The 17,825-nt window shown below is 30.1% G+C and carries 16 protein-coding genes; 13 read left to right on the top strand and 3 right to left on the bottom strand.

The window, feature by feature from the left end; genetic code table 11:
- Position 1 precedes the first annotated feature (1 nt).
- The 7 genes from CC89_RS19205 (at position 2) to CC89_RS19175 (ending at position 6,715) form a co-directional block, all read left to right on the top strand.
- A complete protein-coding gene (locus CC89_RS19205) occupies positions 2-907 on the top strand; it encodes a PSP1 domain-containing protein (protein ID WP_035295019.1) in 906 nt (301 codons plus the stop codon).
- 11 nt (positions 908-918) lie between these two features.
- A complete protein-coding gene (locus CC89_RS19200; protein WP_035295016.1) occupies positions 919-1,122 on the top strand; it encodes a heavy-metal-associated domain-containing protein in 204 nt (67 codons plus the stop codon).
- A gap of 1,010 nt (positions 1,123-2,132) precedes the next feature.
- The gene (gene fdxA, locus CC89_RS19195; protein WP_035295014.1) at positions 2,133-2,303 is read left to right on the top strand and encodes a 4Fe-4S ferredoxin; all 171 of its coding nucleotides are present in this window, start codon (positions 2,133-2,135) and stop codon (positions 2,301-2,303) included.
- Positions 2,304-2,638: 335 nt separating this feature from the next.
- Positions 2,639-3,571: a magnesium transporter CorA family protein gene (locus tag CC89_RS19190; RefSeq protein ID WP_035295011.1), complete on the top strand. Its 933-nt coding sequence runs from the start codon at positions 2,639-2,641 to the stop codon at positions 3,569-3,571.
- Between the two features lie 149 nt (positions 3,572-3,720).
- A complete protein-coding gene (locus CC89_RS19185; RefSeq protein ID WP_035295008.1) occupies positions 3,721-4,461 on the top strand; it encodes a tRNA1(Val) (adenine(37)-N6)-methyltransferase in 741 nt (246 codons plus the stop codon).
- Between the two features lie 15 nt (positions 4,462-4,476).
- Positions 4,477-5,322, top strand: a complete 846-nt coding sequence (rsmI, locus tag CC89_RS19180) for a 16S rRNA (cytidine(1402)-2'-O)-methyltransferase (protein ID WP_035295005.1) — start codon at positions 4,477-4,479, stop codon at positions 5,320-5,322.
- Positions 5,323-5,554: 232 nt separating this feature from the next.
- Entirely contained in the window at positions 5,555-6,715 is a 1,161-nt protein-coding gene (locus tag CC89_RS19175) for a C40 family peptidase (RefSeq protein ID WP_035295002.1), read from the top strand.
- Positions 6,716-6,789: 74 nt separating this feature from the next.
- On the opposite strand, the gene CC89_RS19170 is transcribed toward CC89_RS19175, so the two are convergent.
- Positions 6,790-7,506: a DUF1287 domain-containing protein gene (locus tag CC89_RS19170; protein ID WP_035294999.1), complete on the bottom strand. Its 717-nt coding sequence runs from the start codon at positions 7,504-7,506 to the stop codon at positions 6,790-6,792.
- 254 nt (positions 7,507-7,760) lie between these two features.
- On the bottom strand, positions 7,761-8,006 hold the full coding sequence (locus CC89_RS19165) for an AbrB/MazE/SpoVT family DNA-binding domain-containing protein (RefSeq protein ID WP_035294997.1): 246 nt from the start codon (positions 8,004-8,006) through the stop codon (positions 7,761-7,763).
- Between the two features lie 724 nt (positions 8,007-8,730).
- On the opposite strand from CC89_RS19165, the gene CC89_RS19160 reads away from it, so the two are divergent.
- The 6 genes from CC89_RS19160 (at position 8,731) to argF (ending at position 16,479) form a co-directional block, all read left to right on the top strand.
- The gene (locus CC89_RS19160; protein WP_035294995.1) at positions 8,731-10,119 is read left to right on the top strand and encodes a tRNA nucleotidyltransferase/poly(A) polymerase-related protein; all 1,389 of its coding nucleotides are present in this window, start codon (positions 8,731-8,733) and stop codon (positions 10,117-10,119) included.
- 24 nt (positions 10,120-10,143) lie between these two features.
- Positions 10,144-10,794 (top strand): fructose-6-phosphate aldolase, encoded by a 651-nt coding sequence (gene fsa, locus CC89_RS19155; protein ID WP_035294993.1) that lies wholly within the window; start codon positions 10,144-10,146, stop codon positions 10,792-10,794.
- 635 nt (positions 10,795-11,429) lie between these two features.
- Entirely contained in the window at positions 11,430-12,038 is a 609-nt protein-coding gene (locus CC89_RS19150) for a DUF1836 domain-containing protein (RefSeq protein WP_035294991.1), read from the top strand.
- A gap of 1,062 nt (positions 12,039-13,100) precedes the next feature.
- Positions 13,101-14,045: a carbamate kinase gene (gene arcC, locus CC89_RS19145; RefSeq protein ID WP_035294990.1), complete on the top strand. Its 945-nt coding sequence runs from the start codon at positions 13,101-13,103 to the stop codon at positions 14,043-14,045.
- A gap of 40 nt (positions 14,046-14,085) precedes the next feature.
- Entirely contained in the window at positions 14,086-15,294 is a 1,209-nt protein-coding gene (gene arcA / locus CC89_RS19140) for an arginine deiminase (protein WP_081897128.1), read from the top strand.
- Between the two features lie 192 nt (positions 15,295-15,486).
- Positions 15,487-16,479 carry an ornithine carbamoyltransferase gene (gene argF / locus CC89_RS19135; protein WP_035294986.1) on the top strand — a complete coding sequence of 331 codons (993 nt, stop codon included), beginning with the start codon at positions 15,487-15,489 and terminating at the stop codon, positions 16,477-16,479.
- 189 nt (positions 16,480-16,668) lie between these two features.
- Here the strand turns inward: argF and CC89_RS19130 are convergent, their stop codons facing one another.
- Positions 16,669-17,805, bottom strand: a complete 1,137-nt coding sequence (locus CC89_RS19130; protein WP_035294984.1) for a Ger(x)C family spore germination C-terminal domain-containing protein — start codon at positions 17,803-17,805, stop codon at positions 16,669-16,671.
- Positions 17,806-17,825 lie beyond the last annotated feature (20 nt).

Below are 17,825 nucleotides of genomic sequence, written 5' to 3'. Positions count from 1 at the left end.
CATGGTAACAGTTATAGGAGTGCGTTTTAGAAAGGCAGGTAAGATATATTATTTCGATCCAGCGGGATTACAACTAAATGTTGAAGACAAGGTTTTGGTTGAAACTGCCAGAGGTATAGAGTTCGGAGAATGTGTAATAGCAAATAGAGAGATAAGTGAAGATAAAATTGTAGCTCCATTAAAATGTGTAATAAAAAAGGCTGATAAGATAGATATAGAAAAAAACGCTGAAAACAAAAGGAAAGAAGAAGAAGCTTTCCCAATATGCGTTGAAAAAATAGAAAAACATAATTTATATATGAAACTTATAGATGTTGAATATACCTTTGATAATAATAAAGTTATATTTTATTTTACAGCAGAAGGAAGAGTGGACTTTAGAGAATTAGTCAAAGATTTGGCATCGGTATTTAGAACAAGGATTGAATTAAGACAAATAGGTGTAAGGGATGAAGCTAAAATGATAGGGGGACTTGGTCCTTGTGGTAGACCTCTATGCTGTTCTTCATTTCTAGGTGATTTTGAACCCGTGTCCATAAGAATGGCAAAAGAACAAAACCTCTCTTTAAATCCATCCAAAATATCAGGCATATGTGGAAGACTTATGTGCTGCTTAAATTATGAGCAAGAAAATTATGAAGAAATAAGAAGAAAATTACCAAAGGTAGGGTCTGTAGTAGATACACCTTATGGGGAAGGCGAAGTTTTAGGAAATAGTGTAGTAAAAGAGTCTGTTAAGATAAAAATAAAAATAGATGGTGAAGAAACTATAAGGGAAGTACCTATTAAGGAAACAAAGCTTATATCTGGTGATTATGAAGATGTAGTTAAGGAAGAAGAAATAGATATAGAAATCCAAGATGAAGAGGACAGGAAAATAATTAAAGAGCTATTCAAAGAGGACTAGGGGGTTTCAAAATGAAATCTGTATTTAGAGTTGCTGGAATGAGAACTTGTAAGGATGTAAGTAAAATTAAAAACGCTATTGCAAACAATGAGGGTATAGTGGCTTGCCAAATAAACAAAGAAAATTCTCAAGTTGAAATAATATATGATGATTATTTTGTAAATGAAGATGAGTTGATGGAATGTATAGAGAAACTAGGATACACTGTTATATAAAAATCTTCTTTAAAAACTTAGTGAAACATGATAAAATAATTAATGGATAATGATTGTCCAAAATGTTAAGGAGGTAACTAACAGTTACAAATAAGTTATAAAAGCTATAATTCACTGTAAAGTTTTATAACTTTTAACTTAGAAAATTGTTGACAGCCTCCCATGTTCGTAAAGAGCATGGAGAGATGTATGAAATACATCCAAAATCCTTTGAATTGCTGGAAACCCCTAAAGCTAACTAAACTACAACGTAAGGATGAAAAAGGCCTAGGCGTGATAGTTGCGAAAGCAGAAAAAATTAGTTAGATAGCATAAGGTTAAATCCTAAGTGCCAACAATCTTATGGTTAAAAACCCTTAGGTTGCGATAATGGGCAATCAGCAGGTAAGCTTCGAAAAGAGGAAACTTCAACGACTATCCTGTTATGGGAGTACACTACAAGCTATTGGTAGTGGAAGTGGAGGACACCTTATAGTAATTTGGAATTGAAAATTGAGAATTTAGAATTGAAAGTTGATAATTTTAATATAATTTTCAAGTGGAAATTTTCAATTTAATCTAGGTGATGATATAGTCTACGCTCATATGAAAGTATGAGAAGTTCGTGAGTTTTACAAGACTTTGAGAACTGCCTAGTATTAGCGATACTAGGTGAATATGCGTAAAACTTGTAAGAAGTTATAAATATATAATGCAATGACTAATTTTAATACATTGCCAATTAAAAAACTTACCACTTTATATTATTGGCGTATAAACCTAATAATATAGGGAATACTAATACTATAAAGGAAGGTGAGAATTAGCACAATATCACCTAAAAATAATGCTAATGTGTACCCTGCGTTGTGGGGGAATTTAAGTCCTTGGAGAGTTAAACAGCTAGAGTAGAATAATTAATTATTCAAAATAGAACTCTATGAACAGGAAATGTTATTTGGTGACAAATAACGTAAATAAAATTTATATATTTATAACTTTTTATAAGTTTTATGCAACGGTGTGTTACTATGGCATATAAAATTACAGATGCTTGTGTAAGCTGTGGAGCATGTGCTTCAGAATGTCCAGTTAACGCTATAAGCCAAGGAGATGCTCTATACGTTATAGATGCAGATACTTGTATTGATTGTGGAAACTGTGCTAACGTTTGTCCAGTAGGAGCACCAGTTCAAGAATAATATTTACTTATGGAAAAAGACCGCATTTGCGGTCTTTTTTATATGGTTATGGGTAAAAAATATATTAGTCACATATTATAGTAATGATAAATATAATATATTAAAAATAAAATATGCATAGCTTCTATTCTCAAGACATATTTGTTTAATATTCATATAATTCTAATCCCTAGGGGTATCTCATATATGAGATATTAACTGGGGATTTATTTTTCATAATATTAAAATATGACTAAGGCCTTCAAAATTAAGTTTAACTTGATAAAGCATAGAGAGAAGTTTATAATATAATGATTACATATTTAAGAAATGTTTAAGAACAAGGGGTGAGAAATATGATTTCTATATATAAATCACTAGAAAATCAAGGATTACAAGAAATTGAACATATAGAAAATGGCTGTTGGATAAATATGGTGGCACCATCAGAAGAAGAGATAGCTTTAGTTTCCAAAAAGACAGGAACACCAGTAGAAGTTTTGAAAGCGGCGCTAGATGAAGAAGAGACTTCCAGAATAGAGTTGGAGGAAAATATACTTATAGTAGTCGATATTCCTTTTACGGAAATGGAGTATAATTCTCTTACTTATGATACATACCCTCTTGCTATAATACACACACAAAACGAAATAATAACGGTTTGCTTAAAGAATAGTAGAATACTGCAGGATTTTGCAGAAAAGAAGATCAGTTCTTTTTATACTTTTAAGCGCTCAAGATTTATACTTCAGATTTTATATAGAATAGCTAATTATTATTTAATATATTTAAGGCAAATAGATAAAAAGAGCTTATTAGTGGAGAAAAAACTGCATAAGTCAATGAAAAATAAAGAATTAATTCAGTTATTGGCTTTAGAGAAGTCTCTTGTTTACTTTTCCACATCACTAAAGGCTAATGAAATAACCTTAGAGAAAATGCTTAAATTATCCATAATGCAAAAATATGAGGAAGACAAGGATGTTCTAGAAGATGTAATAGTAGAAAATAAGCAGGCTATAGAGATGTGTAATATATATAGCAATATATTAAGTGGGACTATGGACGCTTTTGCATCAGTTATATCCAATAACTTAAATATAGTTATGAAATTTTTAGCGGCGATAACTATAGTAATGTCAATTCCTAATATGGTTTCAGGATTGTTTGGTATGAATGTAAATGTTCCTTTTGCCAATTCACCACATGGTTTTTGGTTTGTATTAGCTTTAATTGCAGGAATATCTTCTATAGTTACATTTATACTTGTAAAAACAGATATGTTTTAAGAGGTAAGGTAAGAAGTAAGAAGTAAAAAGTAAGAGGTAAGAAGTAAGAGTTTTTGGGAGTTAAAATTAATACATGAAAGGGTGAATTGAAGTATGCTGGATTGTTTGTTTGCTTACAAAGTAGATAAACTGCCGGTTTATATAAAAATATGAGTATAATAAGAGAAGATGAAACCTTAGATGATCTTCAATTAGGTGGTCTATGTGTTATACAGAAAAAAGAAGGCTTTAGATTTGGAGTAGATGCAGTACTTTTAGCCAACTTTGCTAAAGTTAAAAGTAGAGATAGGGTAATAGATTTGTGCAGTGGAACAGGGATTATCCCTTTTATAATAGAAGGAAAAAGAAAGCCACAGTATATATGTGGTGTTGAAATACAGCAGGACATGGTAGAAATGGCTATAAGATCTGTAAGCTATAATAAATTAGAAGAGAAAATGGAGTTTATAAATGGGGATTTAAAAGATAATGAGCTTTTGAAGAATTTAGGAAGATTTAATGTAGTAACAGTAAATCCACCCTATAAACTAAAAAATTCAGGTATAACTAATTTAAGAGACAAGGATGCCATAGCTAGACATGAGATACTTTGCACATTAGAAGATGTAATAAAAGCCTGCAGAAATGTGCTTAAGGACAATGGCAGGATGTACATGGTACATAGACCGGATAGACTTGTGGACATAGTAACACTTATGAGAAAGTATAAAATAGAACCCAAGAGAATAAGAATGGTACATCCATCTGCAGGAAAAGCTCCTAATATAGTTCTTGTAGAAGGACAGAGAGATGGAGGAAAATTTTTAAAATGGGATGAACCTCTATATGTACACAATGAAGATGGAAGTTATACAGAAGAAATAGATGATATTTATGGAAGGATTAGATAACAAAGGGAGGATAAAATGAGTTTAGGAAAGTTGTTCCTAGTAGGGACACCAATAGGGAACTTATCGGATATAACGTTAAGGGCTTTAGAAACTTTAAAAAATGTAGATTTAATAGCAGCAGAGGATACAAGACAAACATTAAAGCTATTAAATCATTTTTCCATAAAAAAGCCGCTGATAAGTTATCACAAGTACAATGAAGCGGAAAGAGGCAGCGAAATAATATATAAATTAAAGGATGGAATTAATATAGCTTTAGTTACAGATGCAGGTATGCCGGGTATATCAGATCCAGGTAGTGTTGTGGCGGAAAAATGCATAGAAGAGGGAATAGAATTTGAAGTAATACCAGGAGCTACTGCGGTTATAACGGCTCTTGTGTATTCTGGCTTAGATACATCATCTTTTATTTTTAAGGGATTTATTCCAAGAGAAAATAAAGAGAGAAGGGAATTTTTAGAAGACTTAAAGGATAGACAGGAAACTCTTATATTCTATGAAGCACCACATAGGCTTAAAAAAACTTTAGAATTTTTGAAGGAGAATTTGGGAAATCGTAGAATATCTATATGTAGAGAATTAACAAAGATGCATGAAGAAATTTTAAGGTTTACATTAGAGGAAAGTATAGAGTATTATGAGAAAAATATGCCCAAAGGGGAATTTGTTCTTATTTTGGAAGGAAAAAATAAGGCGGATATAGAAAAGGAAAAAATGGAACTTTGGGAATATATTACTATAGAAGAGCATATTAAAAAGTATATAGAAAAAGGGATGCCTAAGAAGGAAGCAATAAAATTAGTGGCTAAAGATAGGAATTTACCAAAGTCAGAGATTTATAAGCACTCATTGAATTTATAATGTTTGGTTAAAAAAGGAAATGTTAACATTCCCTTTTTTACAAATTTAACGTTGAGTTTAAATTTCATAAATGATATAATTAAAAATATGATTTAGTGTAAAGAGCAAAATACACAACTAACTATAGTATATGAAGATTTATAAAAATTATTCAACAGCTTTAGGAAGTTAGATTAGAATATACGACGACAGAAGTTTTTTTATAATAATTTATAGTAGGGAGGAAATGGGAGTGAATAAGAAGATAATATCAGTATTAGTTGCTGCGGGAATCGTAATGGGGACAACTCTACCAGCAATGGCTACTCCAAATAGTACAGTTAATAAAAGAAAAGCGGAGTTACAGCAGAATAAGGATGCTTTAAAAAATGCACAGAAAAAGAAAATAGACTTAGAAGAAGAAATTCAAAAGTTAGATAGTAAAATAGAAGGTTTAATGAGAGAAAGTAGCAATATAACAAATAAAATATCAAGCACTGAAAAGAATATAGAAACTACAAAGAAGCAATTAGAAGAAGCAAAAAAAGAGTTGGAAAAGCAACAGGCTATATACAATCAAAGAGTAAGAACTATGTATATAAATGGTGCAGATAGTTATGTAGAAGTTTTATTAGATTCTGAGAGCTTTTCAGATTTAATAAGCAGAGTAGATGTGATAAAAAGTATAGTAACTAGTGATAAAAAAATAATAGGTGAATTAGATGCTAAAAAAGAAGAAGTAAATAGTAAAAAGTTAGCATTAGACACTGAAAAGCAAAAGCTTGTAGCATTAAAATCAGAAAATGAAAACAAGTTAGCTAAAATGGATGCAAATAAAAAGGAACAAGAAAAAGTTCTAGTACAATGGAGACAAGAAGAAAACAAATATAAAGATAAAGTTGAAAACTCTGAAAAAATGTTAGCAGATGCTAAAAGAGCAGTAGAATTAGCTATGGCATCACAAAATAGACCATCAAGAGGTGGCGGATACGCAGGTGGATCTAACAATTCAGGTTCAAATACAAGTTCAAGCTCAAACTCAAACTCTGGTTCAAGTAATGTGGTAGTGCCAGGTTCTTCAGTGGGAGCTGCAGCTGTGAATGAAGCAATGAAGCATTTAAATACTGCTTATGTATATGGAGCGGCTGGACCATCAAATTTTGACTGTTCAGGTCTTGTTCAGTATAGTTATGGTAAGGTAGGCGTGAGTCTTCCTAGAACAACTTATGATCAGATAAATGTTGGTATACCAGTTCCAAGAAATCAACTGCAAGTGGGAGATTTAGTATTCACGAGCGGACATCATGTAGGGATGTATGTAGGAAATGGACGAATGATACATGCACCTCAAACTGGAGATGTTGTAAAAATTTCAAATATATGGAGCTTTTATGCTGCAAGAAGAATAAGATAATAAATTAAGCTTATAAACCAGAGTTTTATTTTCAGATTCACCACCAATGATAAAGAAAATAAAACTTTGGTTTTTTATTTTTTTGAATGTGCCTTATCACTAAACCTCCATCTATAGTGTCCTGCCACTTTAGCTCGCCATAAATTAAAGTTTCGAACTTCACTGGCGTGGGGATTGCTGTTGTGTATTATGTATGGCACACCATCCTTGCCTCGCTTATTCGAGATAATACCGATATGCTCATAAGGTTCTAAAAAGACCACTATGTCTCCAGGTTGCCACTGTCTTAAATTATCTATATTAAATGGTTTCACCTCTTTGGTTAAACTCAAAGCATGTCTTTGAAAAAATACGTTAAGGTTTGGAACTCTTCTGAAATCTATATTAGGGTCAGGGGCGTTTTTTACCCTAGGATAATCTTTTAAATAGTCCTGTATATCTTTATCCACCATTTGTTTTAAATCTATGCCAGCACCATTAAACGCTCTCCAAATCACATCAGTGCAAACACCTTCTCCTTTTGGAGGATATCCTCCCACATAATAAGCACTTTTATATTTTGTCTTATTTTTAGCTTCTTCTCTAGCGGCATTTACTAAATCTATGGGGTCAAAAACATCATTTTTGTTTTTATCTACCATTTCATATTCCTCTGGTACTTTTACTTTTTTTAAAGGAATTTTAACAATAGGATTTTTAATAGAAGAATTATTTTGGTTTTTAAAAATAAAAAAAGAAAATATTATAGCGATAATACATAAAACGATAGGGATTTTAACTAACTTTTTCAAATAAAGGCACCTCCTACTATAGAGTTTTTTATAAAAATTAAAGTTATGAGATCAATTTAAATAAAATTTATATAGACAAAAAAATTTAGTTAAATTAAGGTATATTCTATATAAAATTATATTATATAATTTAAAGAAAATGGTGAATTATTAGTTACGAAAATATGGCGAAATTATAACAAATACAATAAAAAACCGCATGACGGGAATCATGCGGAACTAAGCAAAAATTATGTAATTGTAATTTTAATATATTATTTTTCGTTTTTTATTTCATTTAAACAAGATTTACAAATGTTTTTGCCTTTGTAGTTTATAACGTCTCTTGCATTTCCACAGAAGATACAAGCAGGCTCATATTTTTTTAATATTATTTGCTCACCATCTACATATATTTCTAGAGCATCCTTTTCAGCGATATCTAAAGTTTTTCTTAATTCTATTGGAATAACAATTCTTCCCAATTCGTCTACTCTTCTTACTACACCAGTTGATTTCATTTTAAAAATTCCTCCTTATATTTTAAATTCATTTCATACACTTTTCGACAAATTAACTGGATGTTCCTAGTTAATTTGACACATAAGATGATTTAGTGATTAAATAATTATTCGGTAAAATTACAAAATAATTATTAACTTCCATCTATAGTTAATATACTACCATTTTATACAAATGTCAATATGTTTTTTAAAGTTTATACATTTTTTACTATTTGTTAAGAAATTAGACTTATCAACGGGTTAGACTGAATTATATAACATAAAGCATTAAAACTTATAAAAATACTGTAAAAAACAATATAGAATAAAAAAAGTAATTATTTGGATTAATCATACTATATGTCGAAAGGCTTGTCTAATGGATTAATAAAAGTATACTATTTATTAAATTATTGTCTATAGATGAAAAAAATATTCATAAATTTTGAAGAAAAAATATATATACCTATTAAATAATCATAAGCCAATGTCATTATAAAGGAATTTTTAAGTAATTGTTTTTTTATGGAACACTAATTGTAAATAATAAGAAAAATTTTAAAAATTAATTTATAAATATTTTAGGATATAATATTAACTATATATTGAGAACAGAGGATTCAACTTTTGCACATAAATTTCGAGTTTTACATTATATAAATAAAAGAAATATAAATAGATGAGGTGTTTTTTTCATTTATAGATGTGAATACCAAATATTTTGAAGGGTTAGGTAAATTTTATGAAGGATATAATAAAGAAATTAAAAGAGTTTGCAGTGGAAAGTAATAAGGACTTATATATAGTAGGTGGATATATAAGAGATAAGCTAATGAATTCTAAAAGACAACCAGAGGATATAGATATAGTTTATGAAGGAGATATTAAAGAAATAATAGATTGCATGGGACTAAATAGTTATGGCATATATCCATTAAAAGCTGAAATGGGTATATATAGAGCCGTGATAATGGGCAAAGTAGTTGATATAAGTAATTTAAAGGGGAAGAATATAGAGGAAGATTTAAGTAAAAGAGATTTTACTGTAAATGCCATAGCTCTAAATTTAAAAAATAACCTTATAATAGATCCATTTGAAGGAAGAAGACATTTGGCTAATAGAGTATTAAAGGAGGTAACTAAGGAGAGCATATCAAATGATAGAGTGAGAATACTTAGAGGAATTAAGATGATTATAAAAAGCGGAATGCATTTTTCAGCGGAAACAGAAAATACCGTAAGAATTGAAAGTTCATATTTAAAGGAATGTACTAAAGAAAGAGTTTTTAGTGAATTTATGAAAATAATAAGCTGTGATGAATTTGGAGAGGCATTTAGTGTATTAGATAGCTATGGTGTTTTAAAGGAGCTAATACCCTATGTAGAAGAACATAAAGCCATAGGGAGATGTAAATATCATGTAGAAGATGCTTTTACGCATATGAATGCTTCTTATAAAGCTTTTAAGGAATTAATAAGAGGAGATATAAAGTTAGATGGGTTAGATTTAAGTATACTAGATAGAAGAGTAGGGGAGTTTAACTTACAAAACTATATAGCTTTTGGCATATTTAATCACGACATCGGTAAGTATTCCTGTTATAGAAAAGAGTCAGGAAAGGTAAGCTTTTTAAATCATGAAAAAGTTGGAGCTAAAATAATAAATGAGTTCTGTGATTTTTGGAGATTCCCAAAGGAAGGCACTAGAATAATAACTAAATTAGTGCAAGGACATATGTATCCTTTAGGGTTATTTAAAAGTAATTTAAAGGACTATAAAAAAAGTTTTTATAAATTTTTTAAAAAATATGAATATGTAATCCCTTATATATTAATCACTTCATTTTGTGATATGTATGCAACTACTATTTTTATCAATACTTATAATGAATGGGAGGTTTATAAAAAGTTTTTGGAAAAACTTTTTAAGGAATATGAAATTTATATTACAGTTAAAGGTAATCCAATAATCCATGGTGATGAACTTAAAAAAATATTTAATTTGAAGCACAGAGAAATAGGAGAAGCGTTGTCTCTAGTAGAAGAGATGAATTATAGAGAATTAATAGAAAGTAAGGAAGAGGCAGTGAACTTTTTATCAAAAAGGTGTATAATAAATGAGAATATGTGAAAACGATACAAGGAGGAATACAGCATGAAATTTTTTATTGATACAGCTAATGTGGAAGAAATAAGAAAAGCTAGTGAACTTGGAATAATAGATGGAGCAACAACTAACCCATCTCTTATAGCAAAAGAAGGAAGAGACTTAAAAGAGGTTATTGCAGAGATTTGCTCTATAGTAGATGGACCTATAAGTGCTGAAGTTATGAGTCTTGATGCAGATAATATGGTTAAGGAAGCAAAGGAACTTTCTAAGCTTCATAAAAATGTAGTTATAAAAATACCAATGTGTGAAGAGGGTTTAAAAGCAGTAAGTAGACTTTCAAAGGAAAGCATAAGAACAAATGTAACATTAATATTCTCTGCTCAACAAGCATTACTTGCAGCTAAAGCAGGAGCAAGTTTTGTAAGCCCATTCATAGGAAGACTTGATGATATAGGTAATGGTGGAATGAGTATAATAGAAGATATAGCTGAAATATTTGCTATATATGGCATAGAAACAGAAATAATAGCTGCTAGCGTAAGAACTCCTATGCATGTACTTGAGTGTGCAAAAGCTGGCTGTGATATAGCTACAATACCTTATAAAGTTATAATGCAAATGGTTAAACATCCATTAACAGATGCAGGTATTAAAAAGTTCATAGAAGACTATGAAAAAAGCACAAAGGATATGTAAAATTTATCAAAGATAGTTTGTACATTTTAATAAGGAACATTCAAATAAATCCATTAGTTTTAAAATTAAAGCCTATGGATTTATTTTTTTGAATGTGCCTTAGGGCTTTTTTACTATTAAAATAAAGTTTCGAATAAATTGTAAAATAATGTTTAAAAATATATTTATAAAGTTATATTTCATTTTTCTTAGCTATAATAATATATGTAAAATGAATAAAAATTATAAAGTAAAATTAAAAAACTCACATAAATTCAACAGTTTATCCACATAATAATTGTGGATAGTGTGAATAACTTTTGTACAAATAATCAGAGAAAACCATTAGAATTATTTAAACATGCAATTTAAATTTTAAACAAGTTGTCCACAAAAGATGTGGATTAAATGTTGATAAATGTGGATAAGTATAAGTTATGCACATTTTTATTATAAATTTATATAAAAATACTAAAATTATTTTAATTTTTAAATAAAAAAATAAAATTGATAACTTGTAATAAGGTTATGAATACCTTATAATATATTATATAAGTGAAATTTTTATAGCTTAATATTGACTATTATACTATTTAACATGGTAATTTTAAGCGTCCACTTATATCAAAATTCATAAAGGAGGGGGTTTTTGTTAAGTGGAGGAAAAAAAAGTTTTTTCTATTAAGTCTATAAATCAGTTAGCTAGAGATGTATCTACAAACAATATAGTACCTTATGATGACTTACCACAGTATGATTTGTTCTTATCACAAGTAATAGATTATTTGAATGATAGATTTGAAAATGAGAAATATACGAAAAATATTGTTCAAAATTACATTAAAAGTGAAATTATATCTAAACCAGAAGATGGTAAAAAAAGAGGATATACTAAGCTTCATTTAGCTCAATTAGTACTTTTAAGTTATATGAGACCAATACTTACAACAGATGAGATAAGCAAAGTCTTTAGGTTGGCTTTTAATCAGATTAATGACAGAAGTGATGATATAATATCTTGGGAAAAGGCATATAAGATATTTTCCAAGATTCAAGAAGAGAGTTTTTCAGATTTTTTAGCTAAAGATTATTTTAAAGAAGAAGAGTTTAATGAAATAATAAGTGGATTAAATTTAAAAAATACAGATGAAGAAAGAATACTAGTATTTTTAGTAGTAATGACTTTAATAGCACAAGCCAGCGCTATAAAAAAATTAGTACAAAAAATAGTAGATGAATATAAAGAAGAACAGTCTGAGAATTAGAAAGAAAAGAATATAATAAAAAAATAAAAGCTTCATGTTAGAGCATATTTAACATGAAGCTTTTATGCTCACTAGCTAACAAGTGCTAGTTTTTATATTTGCAGGGACTATTTTAACACCATTGCCAAATACACCAGATTGGTAAACTAATTTGGCATTTTCGAAAAGAAATGATTCTTCTCTATCAGCTACAAATTTTATTCCTTCTACTGTAGTTTCTACGTCTCCATCTCTTTGTTCATCCAGAACAATGCCGAGTTTAGGACCGCCTCAGCCAAAGCTTTTTATCATTAATCTAACAGCAGATTTATTGTTTTTAGTTAGACCTGAAGAAAGTATTTCTTTTGATTTTTCATCTAAAATTAAATTCATATATAAGCACCTCCTATACCCCTGCGGGGTATCTTTAATATTATTATATGCATTTACTATTAGTATGTCAACTATAATAAGAAAAAAACGCTACATATATTTACAATTATTTTTAGAGTAATGTTACTTTTTATTGACTGAGCTTTCGCGTATAAATTTTAGCGTTATTTATTTTTTATTTAAAATTTACAATGTAAAATGAATGTTGAAATTCCTAGGAAATTTCTTAAATTAAATTTATTGTTCGGAGTTCTTATGCAAGTCATAGAGGAGAAATTTCATAATTCCATCACATTATACCTTATTGTGGGTTAATCATGGAATAAAATAATTTTATATACAAATTTGACCTATATTTATGCATAATATGAATAAAATTTTTAAAAATTCAAACAATAATTAAGTGATAGGCTAAATTTAGGTGATTTTTTAGTTTGAAAATTAGAATAGTTATACAAGAAGCGGCTATTTCAAAGAGTTGACAAGGTTTTCAATTCATAGTACTATGACTTTGCACAGACTTTATTCCATACCTATTTATTGTAATACTTTTATCTTTATAGAAGAGATATACAGTAATTGGTTAGTGGATGGAAATTTCTAAGTTTTAGCTAAGTAAGAAAATTTATTTACAACTAAGAAATTTGTTTATGTTAGTGTTGAGTTTTAATGATAGGGGGAGGTCAACATATGAAAATAGTTTTAGCATTAGGCGGTAATGCCTTGCAATCAGATCCAAAAGATAGAACAGCTGAAGCACAACTTAATACTTGTAGAGAAACGGCTAAATCAATAGTTGATTTGATAGAAGAAGGTCATCAAATATCTATAGTTCACGGTAATGGACCACAAGTAGGTCAAATAGTAGCATGTACAGAAACTGCATATAAAGCAGATAGTTCTAATGTTTTATTTCCATTTGATGTTTGTGGATCATTTTCACAAGGATATATAGGATATCACCTTCAAAACGCTATTTCAGAAGAATTAAGAAAGAGAAATATAAAAAAATCTGTAGGAACTGTAGTTACTCAGGTGTTGGTAGATAAAAATGACAAAGGATTTCAAAATCCAACAAAGCCTATAGGTTCATTCTATAGTAAGGAAGAAGCAGAAGAATTACAAAAAGAAAAGGGATATATCATGAAGGAAGATGCGGGAAGAGGATATAGAAGAGTGGTAGCATCTCCAAAACCTATAGATGTAGTAGAAAAGGACTTAATAAAGAATTTAGTAGAATCTGGTGCAGTGGTAATATCTTGCGGTGGCGGTGGAATACCAGTTATAGAGGAGAACAATTCTATAAAAGGTGTAGCTGCAGTTATAGATAAGGATTTTGCAGCAGAAAAGCTGGCAGAAATACTAGAAGCAGATGTACTTCTAATATTAACAGCAGTAGATAGAGTGTGTGTGAATTTTAATAAACCAGATCAGAAGTCAATTGAAGTTATGACTTTAGCAGATGTTGATAGATACATAGGGGAAGGACAATTTGCACCAGGAAGTATGCTTCCTAAGGTTGAAGCTTGTAAGAAATTTGCACAATTTAAAGATGGAAAAACAGCTATAATAGCATCTCTATCAAAGGCAAAAGAAGCTTTGAAGGGATTAAGTGGAACTAAAATAGTAAAATAGTATATGGGGTTATAGGCCTTATAGGAAGGGGGATATATTCATAATGAGTGGTAGACATATACATGTATACTCCGAAATTGGCAATTTAAAAACAGTTATACTTCATAGGCCTGGTGAGGAAATAGAAAATCTAACGCCAGACTATCTAGAAAGGCTTTTATTTGATGATATACCTTTTTTAAAGGTAGCAAGGGAAGAACATGATAACTTTGCAAAGATTCTTCAAAATAATGGTGTAGAAGTTTTATATCTTGAAAAGCTTGCTGCTGAGGCAGTGGAATGTAAAGATGTTAAGGAATTGTTTTTAAATGAAGTTATAGAAGAGTGTGGCATAGAACATAAGGAACAAATAGAGAAGCTTAAGGAATTTTTAAAATCATTGCCAACAAAGGCTATGGTGGATAAAATAATGGCAGGAGTAAGAAAAAAGGAAGTTGGATATAAAGAAGATTTTAATGAATATCCATTTCTAATGGATCCAATGCCAAACCTATACTTTACTAGAGATCCATTTGCTTCTATTGGAAAAGGTATAACTTTAAATTCCATGAGAACAAAAACTAGAAGAAGAGAAACTATATTTGGTAAATATATTTTTAAATATCATCCTGAATTTAAAGATTCCAATGTGCCTTTATGGTATGACAGGAGTCATCAATACAATATAGAAGGTGGAGACGAATTAGTATTATCTAGTGAGGTTTTGGCTGTTGGTCACAGTGAGAGAACAGATAGAGAAGCTGTCCTAACTATGGCTAAAAACATATTTGAAGCAGGCGAATCCTTTAATACAGTGCTTATATTCGATATTCCTAAAATAAGAGCCTTTATGCATTTAGATACTGTATTTACTATGATAGATTATGATAAATTTACAGTTCATCCAGGTATAGAAGGAAGTTTAAAAGTTACGGCTGTAACTTTTGATAAAAAGAATAAAGAGCTTATAACTAAGGATGAAGAGGGTTCCTTAGAAAAAATACTTTCTAAATACTTAAATAAGGATATAACTTTAATTCGCTGTGGAGGAGGAGATAAAATTATCTCTGGAAGAGAACAGTGGAATGATGGATCAAATACTTTAGCTATAGCACCAGGTAAAGTTGTTACTTATGAGAGAAACTATATTACAAATGAGATATTAGATAAATATAATATAACAGTGCTTTCAATGGCATCTTCGGAATTATCTAGAGGAAGAGGGGGCCCAAGATGTATGTCTATGCCTATATATAGAGAAGACTTATAGCACAAAAGCAGGTAGCCTTTAAAAATTAGTAGTTTATAACTAAGGCACGTTCAAATAAATAATACCTTTAAATGAAGGAATTTGTATTTATTTGTTGAATTTAATCTGCGTGGAATTTATTATGACAATATTATAAAAAATATCAAGGCTATGTAAATAAAAGCCTAAAGATAAAATAGAGGAGGAATAACAATGGCTATAAACCTAAAAGGAAGACACTTTTTAACATTAAAGGATTTTACACCACAAGAAATAAGATATTTATTAGACTTATCTCATAATTTAAAGGATAAAAAGAGATTAGGAATAAAAGGAAATTCATTAGAAGGAAAAAACATAGTTCTTTTATTTGAAAAAACTTCTACAAGAACTAGATGTGCTTTTGAAGTTGCCGCTTTAGATGAAGGCGCTCATGTAACATTCCTTACAAATTCTCAAATGGGTAAAAAAGAATCTATAGAAGATACTGCAAAAGTTCTTGGAAGATTTTATGATGGAATAGAATTCAGAGGATTTAAGCAAGAGACAGTTGATTCTCTAGCTAAACATTCAGGAGTTCCTGTATGGAATGGTCTTACTGACATAGATCACCCAACACAAGTACTTGCTGACCTTTTAACTATAGAAGAACATATTCATAAACCACTTAACAAAGTTAAATTTGTTTTCGTTGGAGACATAAGAAATAACATGAGCTATGCTTTAATGTATGGTGCAGCTAAAATGGGAATGCACTTTGTAGCTCTTGGACCAAAGGAATTAAATCCAGATCCAAAGGTAATGGCAGAAGCAGAAGCATTTGCTAAGGAATCAGGAGCAACAATAGAAGTTACAGATAACGTAGATGAAGCTGTTAAAGGTGCAGATGTAATCTACACTGACATATGGGCATCTATGGGAGAAGAAGATCAATTAGCTAACAGAGTTAAATTATTAACTCCATATAAAGTTACAGAAGAAATGTTTGAGAAAACTGGTAATCCAGAAACTTTATTCATGCATTGCTTACCATCATTCCATGATTTCGAAACAAATGTAGCTACAGAAGCTAAAGAAAAAACTGGTTTAGACATAAGAGAAGTAACTGATGAAGTATTCAGAAGCAAAAACTCTGTAGTATTCGATGAAGCAGAAAACAGAATGCACACAATCAAAGCTGTTATGGTTGCAACATTAGGAAAATAATTACCATTATATAAGGAAAAGCTTAAAGTCCTTGGACTTTAAGCTTTTTTTATATCAAATATTTAGCGCAAAAATCATCTGAATCTCTAATTCACTAATACTGGCCCTCTAATATCGGCTCTCTGACACCCTAACCCTCGACTATCGAGCCACCAGCCAACTCTTCTAGCCCCCTAACCCTCTAGTACTCTAATACGCGCCTCTTCCTGTAGAAACTATTTTAACTTTAGCCTTTACATCTATTTGTGATTGCTCAGAAATAACTTTATTCCAGTCTACTCCAGTACGACGTCCATATTTTGCAGCAGCAACTTTACCGAGCTCTAGGCAGTCAACTTTATATTCATTTTGCATTTTATTTATAAAGCCATTACAGGAACTCTCTACTTGCCTGATCATATCTGCTTCAAACTTACTGCGCATTGTTTCATCATGAGCTATATGTGGAAAAATTGTATTGGCGGATATGTCTCCTACTAGGTCTAATTCTATTAAAAAGTGATATTTATCGCCAATTTTAGTGCATTTTACCTTTCTTTTACTGGTGGCGTAGTAATCTATATTTTCCTTAGGGCTGTGCTTCAATGTAAGCATGCCTTTTACATTATTTTCTCTTAACAAATTCATAATTTTAGTATCTTTTATATCTAAAATTTTAGCCATTTTATCTTTGTTAAATACAGCCATCCCTACAATTCTAGGTTCCTTTTCTATAAGAGCTATGTATGGAAGTACTATATTTCTACCTTCGGCATCTAATCTTACATATATGTCCATAAGCTTATAATTATCTGAAAAAAAGTTATAATTTGTGGAACGTTTTAAAAGTCCTTCTATAAAATCACCAACGCTGGGGTAGTTATCTATTTTAGCTTTTAAAAGATCTTCTATTTTTCCATGGAATACGCAGGCATTGGAGGTATCGTTAATGTTGGAATTTTCAAAAGTTACATTTATAAATGGATTTATACCGTTTTCAGCGAAATTTGAGGAAAAAATATCAACCTTTTCTAGTCCTAATATAAATTTATGATCTGAATGAAGTTGTCTGTTTTCACGAGTTCTTGCTAATGTTTCTGCTCTACCCATCTGCACGGTACTATTATTGCTGCTATTTTGGGAAAAAAGGTAAGCAGAAATTCCAGCTTCATATTCTACATCATTTCTAGAAAATTTATTTATATCTATACCTATGGCAGAGGGAACGTATAAATCTTCCACTGAGAGAAAATCGACGTTAGAACGAAAATATGTGTATATGGCTATGCATAGAAAAACTATAGCAGATAATTTTCTTAATTTCCATTTAGCGCTAGGGTAATTCATTATAAATTCAAGCCTCCATT

Origin of the sequence: Clostridium sp. KNHs214 (assembly GCF_000744935.1) — a bacterium.
Lineage (GTDB): Bacteria > Bacillota > Clostridia > Clostridiales > Clostridiaceae > Haloimpatiens.
Note: the sequence above shows the minus strand (reverse complement) of the source record. Positions and strands in the feature narration are given on the sequence as shown.